Annotated in this window: 14 protein-coding genes; 10 read left to right on the top strand and 4 right to left on the bottom strand. The window is 70.8% G+C overall.

Annotation, left to right across the window (positions count from 1 at the left end; all coding sequences use genetic code 11):
• Positions 1-73: 73 nt before the first annotated feature.
• The 6 genes from BLW57_RS37550 (at position 74) to BLW57_RS37525 (ending at position 6,155) form a co-directional block, all read left to right on the top strand.
• Positions 74-1,087, top strand: a complete 1,014-nt coding sequence (locus tag BLW57_RS37550; RefSeq protein ID WP_093480133.1) for a LacI family DNA-binding transcriptional regulator — start codon at positions 74-76, stop codon at positions 1,085-1,087.
• A gap of 167 nt (positions 1,088-1,254) precedes the next feature.
• On the top strand, positions 1,255-2,352 hold the full coding sequence (locus BLW57_RS37545; RefSeq protein ID WP_093480132.1) for an ABC transporter substrate-binding protein: 1,098 nt from the start codon (positions 1,255-1,257) through the stop codon (positions 2,350-2,352).
• A gap of 1 nt (position 2,353) precedes the next feature.
• A complete protein-coding gene (locus BLW57_RS37540; protein WP_093480131.1) occupies positions 2,354-3,871 on the top strand; it encodes a sugar ABC transporter ATP-binding protein in 1,518 nt (505 codons plus the stop codon).
• On the top strand, positions 3,864-4,826 hold the full coding sequence (locus BLW57_RS37535) for an ABC transporter permease (protein ID WP_093480130.1): 963 nt from the start codon (positions 3,864-3,866) through the stop codon (positions 4,824-4,826). The genes BLW57_RS37540 and BLW57_RS37535 overlap by 8 nt, the downstream gene beginning before the upstream one ends.
• A gap of 23 nt (positions 4,827-4,849) precedes the next feature.
• Entirely contained in the window at positions 4,850-5,854 is a 1,005-nt protein-coding gene (locus BLW57_RS37530; RefSeq protein ID WP_371127876.1) for an ABC transporter permease, read from the top strand.
• A gap of 91 nt (positions 5,855-5,945) precedes the next feature.
• The gene (locus BLW57_RS37525; RefSeq protein WP_093480128.1) at positions 5,946-6,155 is read left to right on the top strand and encodes a DUF6207 family protein; all 210 of its coding nucleotides are present in this window, start codon (positions 5,946-5,948) and stop codon (positions 6,153-6,155) included.
• Between the two features lie 700 nt (positions 6,156-6,855).
• Here BLW57_RS37525 and BLW57_RS37515 read toward each other — a convergent pair.
• Both BLW57_RS37515 and BLW57_RS37510 read right to left on the bottom strand, forming a co-directional pair.
• A complete protein-coding gene (locus BLW57_RS37515; protein ID WP_093480126.1) occupies positions 6,856-7,689 on the bottom strand; it encodes a sterol desaturase family protein in 834 nt (277 codons plus the stop codon).
• 1 nt (position 7,690) lies between these two features.
• On the bottom strand, positions 7,691-8,404 hold the full coding sequence (locus tag BLW57_RS37510) for a FadR/GntR family transcriptional regulator (RefSeq protein ID WP_093480125.1): 714 nt from the start codon (positions 8,402-8,404) through the stop codon (positions 7,691-7,693).
• Positions 8,405-9,095: 691 nt separating this feature from the next.
• Between BLW57_RS37510 and BLW57_RS37505 the strand changes: the two genes are divergently transcribed.
• The 4 genes from BLW57_RS37505 to BLW57_RS37495 all read left to right on the top strand — a co-directional run bounded on the left by BLW57_RS37505 (position 9,096) and on the right by BLW57_RS37495 (position 11,328).
• A complete protein-coding gene (locus BLW57_RS37505; RefSeq protein WP_093480124.1) occupies positions 9,096-9,602 on the top strand; it encodes a TspO/MBR family protein in 507 nt (168 codons plus the stop codon).
• Positions 9,603-9,773: 171 nt separating this feature from the next.
• Entirely contained in the window at positions 9,774-9,920 is a 147-nt protein-coding gene (locus tag BLW57_RS41660) for a hypothetical protein (RefSeq protein ID WP_176985870.1), read from the top strand.
• Between the two features lie 103 nt (positions 9,921-10,023).
• Positions 10,024-10,695: a phosphate signaling complex protein PhoU gene (phoU, locus tag BLW57_RS37500; protein ID WP_093480123.1), complete on the top strand. Its 672-nt coding sequence runs from the start codon at positions 10,024-10,026 to the stop codon at positions 10,693-10,695.
• 165 nt (positions 10,696-10,860) lie between these two features.
• A complete protein-coding gene (locus tag BLW57_RS37495; protein WP_256339714.1) occupies positions 10,861-11,328 on the top strand; it encodes an SHOCT domain-containing protein in 468 nt (155 codons plus the stop codon).
• A gap of 84 nt (positions 11,329-11,412) precedes the next feature.
• Here the strand turns inward: BLW57_RS37495 and BLW57_RS37490 are convergent, their stop codons facing one another.
• Both BLW57_RS37490 and BLW57_RS37485 read right to left on the bottom strand, forming a co-directional pair.
• A complete protein-coding gene (locus tag BLW57_RS37490; protein ID WP_093480121.1) occupies positions 11,413-12,780 on the bottom strand; it encodes an alkaline phosphatase PhoX in 1,368 nt (455 codons plus the stop codon).
• 166 nt (positions 12,781-12,946) lie between these two features.
• Positions 12,947-14,419: an FG-GAP-like repeat-containing protein gene (locus BLW57_RS37485; protein WP_093480120.1), complete on the bottom strand. Its 1,473-nt coding sequence runs from the start codon at positions 14,417-14,419 to the stop codon at positions 12,947-12,949.
• Between the last annotated feature and the right edge of the window lie 38 nt (positions 14,420-14,457).

Below are 14,457 nucleotides of genomic sequence, written 5' to 3'. Positions count from 1 at the left end.
GGCTCCCGGCCGCTGTCCAGGGTCATGACAAGGCTCCGGCCCCCGGAGCCTCCGTCGACGTCGAGGAGTTCCCTTGCGGGTGAGTCTGAAAGACGTGGCCGAACGGGCCGGTGTCTCGATCAAGACCGTGTCGAATGTCGTGAACAACTATCCGCACGTCACACCGGGGATGCGGGCCCGGGTCCAGGAGGCCATCGACGAACTCGGCTACCGGCCCAACCTGACCGCGCGGCACCTGCGCAAGGGCCGCACCGGCATCATCGCGCTCGCCGTACCGGAGCTCGGCAACCCGTACTTCGCGGAGCTGGCGAGCGCGGTCATCGACGCGGCGGCGGAGCACGAGTTCACGGTGCTGCTCGATCACACACGTGGCAGGCGCGAGCAGGAAGTGCTGGTCAGCCAGGGGTTTCGGGCCCGGGTGATCGACGGACTGATCCTGAGCCCGCTGGAGCTGGAGGCCGAGGACCTGCAGGGGCGGTCCGACGACGTGCCGCTCGTGCTCCTCGGCGAGCGCGAGTACGACACCCCGCACGACCACATCGTCATCGACAACGTGACCGCGGCGAGGGTCGCCGTTCGGCACCTGCTGGGCCGGGGCCGTACCCGGATCGCCTACCTGGGCGCGCGGACCGATGCCGCCAACCGGCCCGCCGACCTGCGACTCCTCGGCTGGCGGCAGGAGTTGGCCGCCGCGGGGGTGCCCGCGCCGGACGACCTGGTGGTCCCGGTCGGCGGCTGGGACCGGGACGACGGCGCCCGTGCCATGGCCCAGCTGCTCGACTCGGGGGTACGGCCCGACGGGGTGTTCGCGCTCAACGACCTGATCGCGATCGGGGCGATGCGGGTGCTGCACGAGCGGGGGTTGCGGGTGCCCTGGGACGTCGCCGTGGTCGGGTTCGACGACATCGCGGAGGGCCGGTTCGGTGCCGTGTCGCTGACCACGATCTCGCCGGACAAGCAGGCCATCGCACGGATGGCCGTGGCTTCGCTGCTGCGCAGCCTGTCGGGCCGGGGCGAGACGGGCGGACGTGAACTGAGCGCGGAGTTCCGGCTGGTGGAGCGGGAGAGCACCCTGGGCCGGCGTTGACGGTGGCGGCGGCGCTGTGGCCCGGAGTTCGAGCGGGAGGGGTTTACACCACCCTTCCAACGATGTAAAAACCTCCCCGAACGACGTGCACATCGAGTTGACCGCAAGAGCCGTCCGACCCCGAGAGCGCTCCCAGTGCGCCGGGGCCACGCCGTCTGGGGACTTTCATGAAGCCCATCGCAGCACAGCGCCGCGTTCACGTGCGGAACCTCCTCACCGCCGGCCTCGTCACGAGCCTGGCCCTCGTGGCCGGATGCGCCAAGTCCGAGGACGACTCCGGCGGTGACAGGAGCGCCTCTCAGAACCCCGATTCCGGCCAGGTCGTCGCCTCGCCCAGCGGCGGATCCGGACCGACCTGCGCCATCGACGCGTACGGTGGCGAGAAGACCGACCTGAAGTCCGCCACCGTGGGCTTCTCCCAGTCCGAGAAGGAGGCCAACCCCTTCCGCATCGCGGAGACCGCCTCGATCAAGGCGGAGGCGAAGAAACGGGGCGTCAAACTTCTCACCGCCAACGCCCAGTCGCAGTTCTCGAAGCAGATCAGCGACGTCCAGGACCTCATCGCCAAGGGTGCCGACCTGCTGGTCATCGCCCCGCTCAACTCCGACGGGTGGGAGCCGGTGCTGCGCGCCGCCTCGGCCAAGCACATCCCCATCGTGACCATCGACCGGAAGATCAACGCCACCGCCTGCAAGGACTATGTGAGCTTCATCGGCTCCGACTTCGTCGAGCAGGGCAAGCGGGCCGCCGACCAGATGATCGAAGCGACCGGCGGCAAGGGCGAGATCGCCATCCTGCTCGGCGCGGCGGGCAACAACGTCACCACCGAACGCACCAAGGGCTTCGAGGACCGCATCAAGGAGAAGGCGCCCGGGCTCAAGATCGTCTTCCGGCAGACCGGTGACTTCGCCCGCGAGAAGGGGCAGTCCGTCACCGAGAACCTGATCCAGTCCAAGCCGGGGATCAAGGGTGTCTACGCCGAGAACGACGAGATGGGACTCGGCGCCGTCAACGCCCTCAAGGGGGCCGGCAAGAAGCCCGGCGAGGTCAAGATCGTGACGATCGACGGTACCCGCAACGCCGTGCAGGGCATCGTGGACGGCTGGATACACGGCGTCGTCGAGTCCAACCCGCGCTTCGGGCCGCTGGCGTTCCAGACCCTGGACACCTTCACCCAGGGCCAGAAGGTGTCTCAGGACATCGTCATCCAGGACAGCTCCTACACCGAGAGCAACGCCAAGTCCGACCTGGGCAAGGCCTACTGAGATGCTCGCGGTCACCGGACTGTGCAAGACCTTCCCCGGCGTGCGGGCGCTGTCCGACGTGGACTTCACCGCCCGGGCCGGGGAGGTGCACGCCCTCGTCGGCGAGAACGGCGCCGGCAAGTCCACCCTGATCAAGGTCCTCACCGGCGTCCACCTGCCCGACGCCGGTGAGGTCACCTACGACGGCGCCCCGGTCCGTTTCACCACTCCCCTGCAGGCCCAGCAGGCGGGCATCTCCACCATCTACCAGGAGGTCAACCTCGTCCCGCTGATGAGCGTGGCCCGTAACCTCCTGCTCGGCCGCGAGCCGCGCAACCGGCTGCGCCTGATCGACTTCGGCCGTATGCACCGCGAGGCGGACGAGACCCTGCGCGGCCTCGGCATCCGGGTCGACGTACGCCGTCCCCTGCGTGAGCTCGGCGTCGGTGCCCAGCAGATGGTCGCCCTCGCCCGGGCCGTGGCCATCGACGCACGAGTCGTGATCATGGACGAACCCACCTCGTCGCTGGAGCCCCGCGAGGTGCGGACGCTGTTCGAGGTGATCCGCACCCTGCGCGAGCGCGGCATCGCGGTCGTCTATGTCAGCCACCGCATGGACGAGCTGTACGAGATCTGCGACGCGGTCACCGTCCTGCGCGACGGCCGGGTCGCGCACACCGGCCGCCTCGCCGACCTCGACCGGCTGCATCTGGTGGGGCTGATGCTCGGGCGGGAGATCGGCGAGGTACGCCGCGAGGGCCTGACGAAGTTCAGCGGGTCCCACGAAACGGCGGCCGAACCGGTGTTGACGGCACGAGGGTTGACGGTTCGTCATCGGCTGTGTGACGTCTCGCTGTCGCTGCGCCCCGGAGAGGTGGTCGGGCTCGGCGGGCTGCTCGGCTCCGGGCGCAGCGAGACCGCCAAGGCCATCGCGGGCGCCCTGCCCGTCGACGGCGGCCGGGTCGTGGTGGCTGGCGCGCCGGTGCGCGCCGGGTCCACCCCGGCGGCGATCCGGGCCGGGATCAGTCTGCTGCCCGAGGACCGCAAGACCGAGGGCATCGTGCCGGGCCTGTCGGTGCGGGAGAACATCGCGCTCGCCGCGCTGCCGGGCCTGTCGCGCTTCGGGCTGGTGGACGACGCCCGTATCGACCGCGTCGTGGAGACGTTCATGAAGCGGCTGCGTATCAAGGCCTCCAGCCCGCACCAGAAGGTCGGCGAACTCTCGGGCGGCAACCAGCAGAAGGTGCTCCTGGCCCGCTGGCTCGCCCTGCACCCGAAGGTGCTGCTGCTGGACGAGCCCACGCGCGGGATCGACGTGGGAGCCAAGGCGGAGGTGCAGGCCCTCGTCGACGAACTCGCCGGCGAGGGTCTGGCCGTCCTGCTGATCTCCTCGGACACCGAGGAGCTGATCGAGGGCAGTGACCGCGTGGTCGTCCTCCGGGACGGTGCGGTGGTGCGGGAACTCACCGGTGACGCCGTCACCGAGGACGAACTGCTGCGCGCGATCGCCGACGTACCCGAAGGAGCAGCCCGTGACTGATCTGAGCCTCGCCCGCGGCACGGTGGACCGCGACCGGGCGCTGCGCCTGCTGCAGAACTACGGGGTCTACGGCGGAGTCGTGGTGCTGCTGCTGTTCAACTTCGCCTTCACACCGCACTTCGCCTCCGCCGAGAACTTCCGCACCCAGGCCGTACAGGTCGCCCCCGTGCTGATCGTCGCCCTGGGCATGGCCCTCGCGATCGGCACCGAGGGAGTGGACCTGTCCGTCGGTTCCGTCATGGCCCTGTCCACCTCGCTGTTGTCGCTCTACCTGGGCTACGGGCCGTGGATCGCCACACTGATCGCCGTGGCCGGGGGCATGCTGGTCGGGGCGGCCAACGGGGCGCTGATCGCTTTCATGGGAGTGCAGCCCATCGTGGCCACGCTCGCCCTGATGGTCGGGTCCCGTGGTCTCGCCCTGGTCCTGCTCCCCCAGCTCAAGGACGTCCACGATCCCGGCATGGCCTCTCTCGGCTCCGGTGACGTGCTGGGCGTCCCGTACCTGGTCCTCATCGCGGTCGTGCTCGCGCTGCTGGTGGCGTTCGCCGTCAAGCGCTCCACATTCGGCCGTCAGCTGCTCGCCATCGGCGACAGCCGGCCGGCGGCGCGCCTCGCGGGCCTGCCCGTGCGACGGGTCCTCGTCATCGTCTACGTCTGCTCGGGCGCCCTGGCGGCGGTCGCGGGTGTCCTGGCCACGGCCCGGCTCACCGCGAGCGACCCCACCTCCCTGGGCACGCTGATGGAACTGTCCGCCATCACCGCGGTGGTCGTCGGCGGCACCCCGCTCAGCGGCGGCCGGGTCCGGATCGGCGGCACGGTCGCGGGCGCCCTGCTGATCCAGCTGCTCACCACCACGCTCATCAAGCACGACCTGCCCCCGTCGTGGACACAGATCGCGCAGGCCGTGGTGATCGTCGGTGCCGTCTACGCGGCGCGCGAACGGAGGAAGCGATGACCACCGACACCGGGGAGGCAGCCATGGGAACCACGACCGCCGCCGTCACCCAGGACGCGCCACCCGGTGCGACTCGATCCGAGCGCCTGAGCGCGCTCGCCCAGCAGCACGGCGCGCTGGTCACCCTGGTGATCGCCATGGCCGCCGCGTCGCTCGGCTTCGACACCTTCCTGACCGGCGACAACCTGGCGAACATGGCGCTGTCGTCGGCCTTCCTCGCCGTCGTCGCCCTCGGCATGACCTTCGTCATCGTCACCGGCGGGATCGACCTGTCCGTCGGCTCCCTGTTCGCTCTGGGGGGTGTCCTCGCCGCGTGGGGGTCGCAGTACGGCACCGTGGTGGCGCTGCTGCTGCCGCTCGCGGTCTGCGGGCTCGTCGGACTGGTGAACGGACTGCTGATCGCGCGCTCCGGGCTGGCCCCGTTCATCGTCACCCTGGCCGCCATGCTCGGGGCGCGCGGTGTGCTGCTCGCGCTGACCGACGAGGGCTCACGCACCTATCTCGTGGAGACGGACTCGTTCTTCGCGAAGCTCGGCCAGGGCTCCCTGCTCGGTGTCGGCGTGCCGGTGTGGATCACCGTGGCGCTGTTCGTGGCGGGATCCGTGGTGCTCCGGCGCAGCCGCTTCGGCCAGTACGTGTACGCGGTGGGCGGCAACGAGGACGCGGCCGCCCTGATGGGCGCGCCCGTGGCCCGGACGAAGGTCGCGGTGTACACCCTGTCGGGGCTGTGCGCGGGTCTCGCCGGTGCGCTGAACGCCGCGTGGCTCGTGTCGGGGGTGACCATCCTCGGCTCCGGCATGGAGCTGGAGGCCATCTCGGCCGTGGTCATCGGAGGCACGCTGCTCACCGGTGGCTTCGGTTTCATCAGCGGCTCGCTGGTGGGCGTGGCCCTGCTGAAGGTGATCCAGAACGTCATCAACCAGATCGGTTCACTGGACTCCGCCTACCAACAGGTGGTCAGCGGGGCCTTCCTGGCGGCCGTGGTCGTCGCCCAGACGTGGCTCGGACGCCGGCAGCGGGTCCTGTGAGCCGGGCGCAGTGGTGTGCCCGAGGTGTCCAACCGGGTGAAAGGTGAGCCCCGGACGAACCCCCCACACCCCGGAAGGCGTCGTTCCGGTCATGGATGTGATTCACGAGGTGCACGTGGCGGAGCCCGGCCTGGTGGTGGTCGACATCGCGGCCGCCGACGACCGGACCGCGTTCGCCTTCCACGCCGCTCTGGCCTCGATGTGGGCCATCACCGCCGTCGAACGTGCGAGCCGGGGGCCCGGGCAGGTGGGCGTCCGGCTGCGCTGCTACCTGGACATGCGCCAGCCGCTCACGTCATGACGGCCGGGCCGGCGGGCCCCGGGGCGTGGGTGGGGTGGCATGCGGCGGGGCGCCCCGGGGTCGGCCCGGAGCGCCCCTTCGCGGCAGCCGCTTCCCTGTACCGCGACGACGCCCTGCCTGACCGGCGCCGAGGACCCAGGGTCTCGTACCGCACGGCCGTACGGACACCGTTCGCGCCACCAGGTCATCGGTTCGTAAGGCGGAGGGCGCTCAGCAGCGGGCCGGCGGGAGTCCGCCGTCCTCCCCCCAGATGGTCACCGTCGCGGAACCGCCGCCCTCCGCGTACGCGGCGGTGACTACCTGCGGGCCCACGGCTTCGGCGGCGCCCGAGTGGTTCGCCCGGGTGGCGCGCCTCCGGAGCGATCCGAAGGTGAACCGCGCCTACCGCTCGTTCTCCGCCTGTCTGGCCGGAAACGACGTGGACGCCGACGACTAACGGGCCTTCTTCGCACTGGCCGACCAGCGGCTCCAGGCAGCCGACCGGGCCGACACCCGAAGGCTGTCCACCGTCTACGTGACATGCATGAAGCCGTCGAGGAGGTGCGGGAACCCTTGCGCAAGGTGCTCCGCCAGCGGTTTCGCGCGACGCACAGGTCCGACATCGCCACCGTTCGCGCGCGACTCCCCGCTTCCCGGTCCCCCGCCTCCAGGCACCGCCGCCGCGGGCCCGGCCCGCAGCCGGTGCTTCGGCGGTGCCTTCTCACCCCTTCGCGTCCGGCACCCACCCGGGCGGGCCGAACAGATAGCCGGCGCGGTCGCGCCAGCGACGGGCCGTGCGGACGTCGCTCCACGCCGAGGCGAACTCGTGGAAGGCGACCCGCACCGGGTTGTGGGTGTCGATGTTCTTCGTGAGGCCGTACACCACGCGCTCGCCCTCCGGTTCGAAGGTGCGGAAGAGCCGGTCCCAGAGGATGAGGATGCCGCCGTAGTTGCGGTCCAGGTACGCGTTGTTGGAGCCGTGATGGACACGGTGGTGGGAGGGCGTGTTGAAGAACCACTCCACCGGCCGCCACAGCCTGTCCACCCGCTCGGTGTGCAGGAAGAACTGGTAGACCAGACTGAAGGCCTGCTGGAGCAGGATCATCCAGGGTGGGATGCCGAGCAGCGCCAGGGGCAGCCAGAACGGCAGGCCCGTCATCGGAGTCCAGCTCTGGCGCAGGGCGGTGGAGAGGTTGAAACGGACGCTGGAGTGGTGGACCACATGGCTCGCCCACAGCACCCGCACCCGGTGGTGGGCGCGGTGGAAGGCGTAGTACGCCAGATCGTCGGCGAAGAACAGCAGCAGCCAGGTCCATGCCGAGGACGCGGAGAGGTGCCAGGGGGCGACGGTGAACAGGGCCGCGTACAGCACGAGCGTCACGACCTTCCACGGCACCGCGATGACCTGGCTCCCGGCGCCCATGGACATGCTGGTGACGGTGTCCCGCAGCTCGTACCCGCGCTCGTCGTCGTCCGGCAGGAAACGGTAGGAGAGTGCCTCCACGACCACCAGCAGCACGAACGCCGGTATCGCGTAGACCACGGTGGGGATCATGTCAGCGCACCGCCTTCCGGGGCGTCGAAGGCACACTGCGGGACAGCAGCTCGCGCGCCAGTCTCTCGGCCGCCTCGGACTCGCGTGCCGCGATGAGTTCGGCGAGCCGCACATGCGTCTCCACGTCGAGCAGTTCGGCGGTCCGCAGGTCGTCCGGTACGTCGGCGACCGGGAGCGTGCCGTCCACCAGGCTGTTGAAGGCCAGGAGGTAGGCGATGTTCGCGGCCCCCTCCACGATCAGCCGCCACCAGGCGACGTCCGCCAGGCCGAGTTCCTCCAGATCGGGCCCGCTGCGCGCGTACCGCCACGCCGCCTCGACGATCTCCCGGGCGGTCGACTCCGAACACCGGATCGCGCACAGCCGGGCGGCGTCCGCGCCGATGCACGCCCGCATCTCCAAGGCGTCGCGTGCCAGGTCCGCGACCGAGGGTCCGCCGTCGGACGCGGCGATCCCGACGGCGAGGTCGAGGCCGGCACTGCGCCGCCAGTCCAGGACGAGCGTGCGACCCCCGTGGCTGACCTCGACCAGCCGGGCCTGCTGAAGCCGTTTGACGGCCTCGCGCACCGCGTGCCGGTTCACGCCGAACTCGGCCGCCAGGTCACGTTCGGCGGTGAGGGGGGAGCCGGGAGGCAGGCCACCGCCGAGGATCCTGTCGCGCAGTACGGCGAAAAGCTGGTCCGAAACCGCCTCGCGCCGGATGTGTCGCTCGGTCATGACGCACAGGGTGGACGGAGGTGGGCCACTGGTCAACTGGTTGGACCAGATTTCCTCCACGGTCGCCGAAGGCGACTTCTGTACCGCGGTCGCCTCCGCGCCCGGTCTCGAGGTGCGGGTACCGACCTGCCCCGAGTGAACGCTGTTCGATTTGGTGCGGCACCTGGGCGAGGGGCGACATGGTGGGGCCGACTTGACGGCGATCACGGTCGGTTCGAGCTGCTCCGCGGCTGGGATCCGGATGCGTAGGCGGTGGCGCGGCGCGGCCGGGGCGGCAGCACGACCTGCCGCCGCCCCGGCACCGTCGGTGAGGCTACGACTGGGTGGGCATCGCCTGGTAGCAGGCCGGGCCGTCGAGGTCACCGGCGATCCACGCCCAGTACATGCGGCCACCGGTCACCGGGCCGACGACACCGTCGGAGTCCAGGCCGGAGGCCTGCTGGTATCTCCTGATGAGGCCCTGGCGCTCGCGGACGACGTCCCCACGCCGTCAGCCAAGATCATCTTTGGTCGCGAGGGTCACCGTGTCCGCCCGGCGTCGCCGTGAGCCGTACCCGTCGACAGGGGGCGGGGCGCCTTCCGGGGTGCCGCCCGGCATCCCCCTTTACCCGGACGGCGTAGCGGCCGTGCATACGGTGAGAAGCGCGACCGCGACCGGTACGAGCGTCGCCTTCGGGGAAGCACTAGCAGCATGAGGCTGATCAGGCGGCACGGCGGCAACCGGCGATGGACAGGATCCTGGCCGTGCTTCGCCGCCACCGGTGCGGCCGTCGCCGCCGCTGCCGCCACGAGCGCGCGAGCCGTCGACGCCGACGGCGACTGGTACCGGTCCCTGCGCAAGCCCCTGTGGGAACCGCCGCCCCGGGCCTTCGGCGCCGTCTGGACACCGTTGTACGCGACGATCGCCTACGCAGGCGGCCGTGCGCTGGACACCGCCTCCCACCGGCGGGAACGCGGACTGCTGGCCGCGAGCCTGGCGGTCAACCTCACTCTGAACGCGGGGTGGAGCCGGCTGTTCTTCGGCCTGCGCAGCACCAGGGCAGGCTTGCTCGGCACGGTGCTGCTCGACGTCAGCAACGTGGAACTCATCCGCCGCGTGGCACGAACCGACCGGACAGCGGCCGCCGCCCTGCTCCCCTACGCGGCATGGTCCGCCTTCGCCACGGCCTTGAACGCGTCCATCGTCCGTCAGAACTGAAGGTGACGGAGCCCATGCCTGAAGCTCAGTGGGCGTGGGAACCACCACGCGCCTACGCGAGGTGCCGGACGCCGTGTTGCCCCGCCCCACACCGCTCCCGGCGTCGCCGATCTGCGCCAGGCCGGCCACGACGAGGACGGGAGCGACGACGGAGCCGTACGGTCTGGGCGGTTGCCGGACTCACACGGCCTGCTGGACCGGTGCACGTCCATGGCACGTGCCCTGGACGATGACCTCGTGGCCGGCCTGACGTGGGAGCAGCGGCAGGCGCTGGACGAAGCCCTGCGCGTGATGGCGCACCACGCCGGACTGCCGTAGACCACAGGAGAACCGATCTTCGCCGACCCGGCGACGGGAGCCCGGCGGACGGCTGTGGGAGCCTGGCAGGAGGGACGAGACCCACCTCAGGAGGAGGAGTTCGATGCGAGGGGCCTACCACGAGGAGCTGGCCTCGCTCGCCGCCGGCCTCATGGAGATGAGCCGCCTGGTCGGCTCGGCGATCGGCCGCGCCACCACCGCCCTCCTGGACGCCGACCTCACCCTCGCCGAGAGCGTCATCTCCGGCGACACCGAGGTCGACGACCTGCAGCGGGACCTCGAAGACCGGGCCATCGCCGTACTCGCCCGGCAGCAACCGGTCGCGACGGACCTGCGGACCGTCGTCACCTCCCTGCGGATGAGCGCGGACCTCGAACGCTGCGGCGACCTCGCCGCGCACGTGGCGAAGCTCGCCCGGCGGCGCTACCCCGACCGTGCCGTGCCGGGGGACCTGCACCGCACCGTCCTGGAGATGGGACAGCTCGCCCAGCGCCTGATGGCTCAGGCCGCCGAAGCGCTCCTCACCCTGGACGTGGAGGCCGCCCTCCGGTTGGAGCAGGAGGACGACCGCATGGACGAGCTGCACCGCATGATCTTCCAGCACCTGCTGGACGACCGGTGGCAGCACGGCGTGGAGACGGCCGTCGACGTCACGCTGGTCGGCCGCTACTACGAACGCTTCGCCGACCACGCCGTCTCGTTCGCACGTCGCGTGGTGTACCTGGTCACCGGCGAGCACGCCGACGAGTACGTCCCCGACACCGAGCCCACGTGAACGCCCGTCGCACAGAAGGAGGTCGAGCGACCCGGGCACTTCCTCGCCCGCACGGCCGACCGCGGGCACTCCACTCATCTTGAGCACGGAACGGCCACGAGACGTTCACATGACGAGGTGGACGCGGCATGATGCATGCTGCAACGACATTCGTGTGGGGAGACGATGAGCAGAGCAAGAAGACGAGCACGCCTCGCACTCACCCTGCTGGGGCTGGTCATCGCCGCGATCGGACTGATCATCTACCTCCAGGCCGACAGCGACAGCGTCACCGCCGACCAAGAGGCCATCGACGCCTCGGCTGCCGACTGGGCCGACACCCTCGGCTACGAGGCCGATCAGTCCGCGCGGGACGCCAGGTTCGAGGCCGAGCAGGACAAGCGGATCGCCGAGGAGGACAAGACCTTCGGCATGGTGCTCATCGGTGTCGGAGCCGTGGTGTTCGCCGCCCGCTGGGCCGTACGTCCCGAGGCCGGTGCCACCGTCAAGTCGGCGCCGCCCATGCCCGTTTTCGCCCCGGCCGCACCGCCGTCCCCGGCGGACGAGATCGCCAAGCTGGCGGCACTGCGCGATCAAGGCGTCCTCACCGACGCCGAGTTCGAGCAGCGGAAGCAGCGGTTGCTCAGCACGTGATCCCGGCCTCGTCTCCTCTCCTTCGCGGCGGGGCGAGTTGCACACGCCCCGCCGCGAGGAGCCGTCACGAACCCTGTCCGGCGTCTACCTCCGCCACGGACCGGTGACCGCGAAAGTGGTGCCGGGCGTGTAGCAGTTGACGTACATCGTCCGCCCGTCCGGGGCGAAGGTGACGCCGGCGAACTCGCCCCACTCGGGCTTGTCCGCGGTCCCGATGTTCTGGCGGCCCCGGGCCATCGCGTACACCTCGCCCTTGCGGGTCACGCCGAAGACGTGCTGGGCACCGTTGCCGTCCTCGCAGACCATCAGGCCACCTCCCGGGGCGAGGCAGATATTGTCCGGGGACTCCCCCGGCAGCTGCACATCGGTGTCCGGGCCGAACACGACGACCAGGGTCAGTCGGCGGCGCGCCGGGTCGTAGCGCCAGATCTGCCCGTAGTGGTCGGCGGTGGACCCGTCCGCGCTGCGGGCGAAGGACGACACGAAGTAGACGCAACTGCCGCCCCAGTAGCAGCCCTCCAGTTTCTGCGCGTGGGTGATGCCCCCGGGGCCGTAGTCCTGCAACCGGGTGGGGGTGGAGGCGGCCAGCGGATCGGGTACGTCCACCCACTCGATGCCGTCGAAGCGCGCGCCGGTCTCCTGGACCGTCGACAGGTCCGGAACGCCGGGCACCCGCATCGCCTGGAGCCGGCCGCCCGCGCGGAGCGATCCCACTCCGCCCAGCGGCTTGTCGGGGAGGAAGCGGTAGAAGAGGCCGAAGGGCTTCTCGAAGGCGTCCTCCGTCTCGTAGACCACGCCCTTGTGGGGGTCGATGGCGATGGCCTCGTGCTGGAAGCGGCCCATCGCCGTGAGCGGTACGGCGCCGGTGCGGAGGGGATCGGTGGGATGGACCTCGAAGATGAAGCCGTGGTCCTTGGTGTAGCCGTTCGTGCCCGCCCGGTCCTCGGTCTCCTCGCAGGTGAGCCAGGTGTTCCAAGGGGTGCGTCCACCGGCGCAGTTGACGGCCGTCCCGGCGATGGCGACCCGTTCGGACAGCACGCGCCGATCCGCGTCGAGTGTCAGAGCCGTACAGCCGCCCTTGCCGGCCGGGTCGTACGTGAGACCTTCGACCGTGGGGACCGCGATCGCCGCGGTGACGCGGTTCTCATGGTTGCGGACGAGGTGGGTACGGCCCCCGCCGCCGGCGAACGCGGCCATGCCGTCGTGGTTGGAGGGGACGCGGCCCTCTCCCGAGCGGAGCCGGTCGCCCTCGCGGGAGAGCACGTGGTAGCGGAATCCTTTCGGCAGATCGAGCAGGCCGTTCGGATCGGGGACGAGCGGGCCGTAGCCGGTGTGGCCGAGGCCGTGCGCGGCGGCGGTACCCGCGAACAGCTCGGACAGGGCACCGGTGAAGGCGATCCCCGCCCCCAAGGCCCCTGTTCCGGCGAGGACCTGACGTCGTGTTGCGGACATGCGGCAGCAACCTTCCTGCTGGCGGACAGGAACTGTGACCTTGCGTGTCTACCACCTGCCACGGACCACGGGAACCACGCGCGTAGCGTGTGTCACGGACCGAGGCGTGCTCCGGGCACCGGAGAATCGCCCGAGCGGACCGCCGCTGTCGCTCGCTGCGCCGGCCCTACGGAATCAGCTGGACCGGCCCGTTGTCCCCACCCAGGTTCTCGCCGAACTCCGCTTTCGCGGACGGCGCCCGGAGGTCCACCGGGTTCTCAGCGAAGGCCTTCGCGGCCGTGAGGCCGGAAGCCGTGCCGCGCAGCAGCCACAGAGCACCGCCGTTCACGACGGTGCCCAGGTTCTCGCCCGGAGCGCCCGCGGCCAGGTCGGCCTTCCTGTCTCCCGTGACGTCCAGCAGCCGTACCGAACCGCCGAACACGTCGCCCTTCTCCACCGCCCCCGGCACACCCGGGGTGTTCTGGTGGAACGCCTGCGCGCCCGTGCCGGTCAGCCCGCTCCTTCCGCCCTCGAGCAGCACCACCGAGCCGGCCTTCGTCACCGTGCCGATCGCCTCGCCCGGGACGCCCACGGCGAGGTCCGTGTATCCGTCGCCGTTCACGTCGCCCGCGCTCAGTCGCCCCCCGAACTGGTCGCCCTTCTCGCTCGCGCCGGGCACGCCCGGGGTCTCCTGGGTGATGGTCTTCGTGCGGGTCGTGCTGGGCCCGGTCGGCGAACCGTAGTAGATCTTGATCGTCCCGGGGTCCTCCTCCAGGTACGTCTCGCCGTTCGGGTAGACCCGGGTGGCGAGATCGGCGTAGCCGTCCTTGTCGAAGTCGCCGACGGCGGCGGCGTTCGCGGAGTTCAGCCGTTGCGGGACGGTGGACAGGCCGTGGTCCGTGCCGAGCCACAGCTTGCCGCCCTCGGCGTGGTCCTCGTAGACGTAGAAGGTCGCGAGGTCGTCGATGCCGTCGCCGTCGAAGTCGCCCGCGGCGGTGGAGCAGATCGTGTTGTCCGTGCTGAACACGGTCAGCCGTTGCTCACGGGCCGGTGCTCCGCCCCGGTCGAACGGACCGTAGAGCACCGCCCGGACGTCGTAGTCCTCGGCGTCGCTCAGGAAGAGATCCGTGTGGCCGTCGCCGTCGAAGTCGCCGGCGGTGATGTCCTCGCCGACGAACGCGTTGGCGGGTGCGGGGACACGGACGGCGCCGGTGCCGGACAACCCTGTGGTCCGGCCCCAGAGAATGATCACCGAACCGCCGATGTTGTCGGCCGGCTGGTACTCGTGCGTGGCGACAGCGAGGTCGGTGACGCCGTCGCCGTCCAGGTCGCGGGGGAACAACTCGTAGCCGAAGCCGCTGTTGTCCGCGGAGGTACCGGGCACACCGGGGGTGTCCTGGGTGATGACCGTGGTACGGGCCGGGCCGAGGCCGTTCGCCGAGCCGTAGCTGATCGCTATGTAGCCGGCCCAGGTGTGGCCGCCCACCGTGGCGGCGGGCGCGGCGACGGCCAGGTCCTGGAAACCGTCGCCGTTGAAGTCCTCGCGCACCGGGGCGGCCGCCTCCCCCGCGGATGCGGTGCCCGCTGCGAGCGGCACGGTGAACGCGCCGATCAGCGCGGCGGCTGCGGCGGTGGCGAGGGCCGGCCTGCGGATGCCCACGGTTCCTCCTGGGAGCACGAGTGGTGTCGAAGCGCGCG

It is taken from the genome of Streptomyces sp. 1222.5, from assembly GCF_900105245.1.
In the GTDB taxonomy this organism is placed as follows: Bacteria; Actinomycetota; Actinomycetes; order Streptomycetales; family Streptomycetaceae; genus Streptomyces; species Streptomyces albidocamelliae.
Note: the sequence above shows the minus strand (reverse complement) of the source record. Positions and strands in the feature narration are given on the sequence as shown.

Bases quoted from the DNA above. Each gene is read 5' to 3' on its own strand.
- BLW57_RS37530 (WP_371127876.1), top strand. From the start codon at position 4,850: ATGGGAACCACGACCGCCGCCGTCACCCAGGACGCGCCACCCGGTGCG.
- BLW57_RS37510 (WP_093480125.1), bottom strand. From the start codon at position 8,404: ATGACCGAGCGACACATCCGGCGCGAGGCGGTTTCGGACCAGCTTTTC.
- BLW57_RS37545 (WP_093480132.1), top strand. From the start codon at position 1,255: ATGAAGCCCATCGCAGCACAGCGCCGCGTTCACGTGCGGAACCTCCTC.
- BLW57_RS37490 (WP_093480121.1), bottom strand. From the start codon at position 12,780: ATGTCCGCAACACGACGTCAGGTCCTCGCCGGAACAGGGGCCTTGGGG.
- BLW57_RS37495 (WP_256339714.1), top strand. From the start codon at position 10,861: ATGAGCAGAGCAAGAAGACGAGCACGCCTCGCACTCACCCTGCTGGGG.
- BLW57_RS37540 (WP_093480131.1), top strand. From the start codon at position 2,354: ATGCTCGCGGTCACCGGACTGTGCAAGACCTTCCCCGGCGTGCGGGCG.
- BLW57_RS37525 (WP_093480128.1), top strand. From the start codon at position 5,946: ATGGATGTGATTCACGAGGTGCACGTGGCGGAGCCCGGCCTGGTGGTG.
- BLW57_RS37505 (WP_093480124.1), top strand. From the start codon at position 9,096: ATGAGGCTGATCAGGCGGCACGGCGGCAACCGGCGATGGACAGGATCC.
- phoU (WP_093480123.1), top strand. From the start codon at position 10,024: ATGCGAGGGGCCTACCACGAGGAGCTGGCCTCGCTCGCCGCCGGCCTC.
- BLW57_RS37515 (WP_093480126.1), bottom strand. From the start codon at position 7,689: ATGATCCCCACCGTGGTCTACGCGATACCGGCGTTCGTGCTGCTGGTG.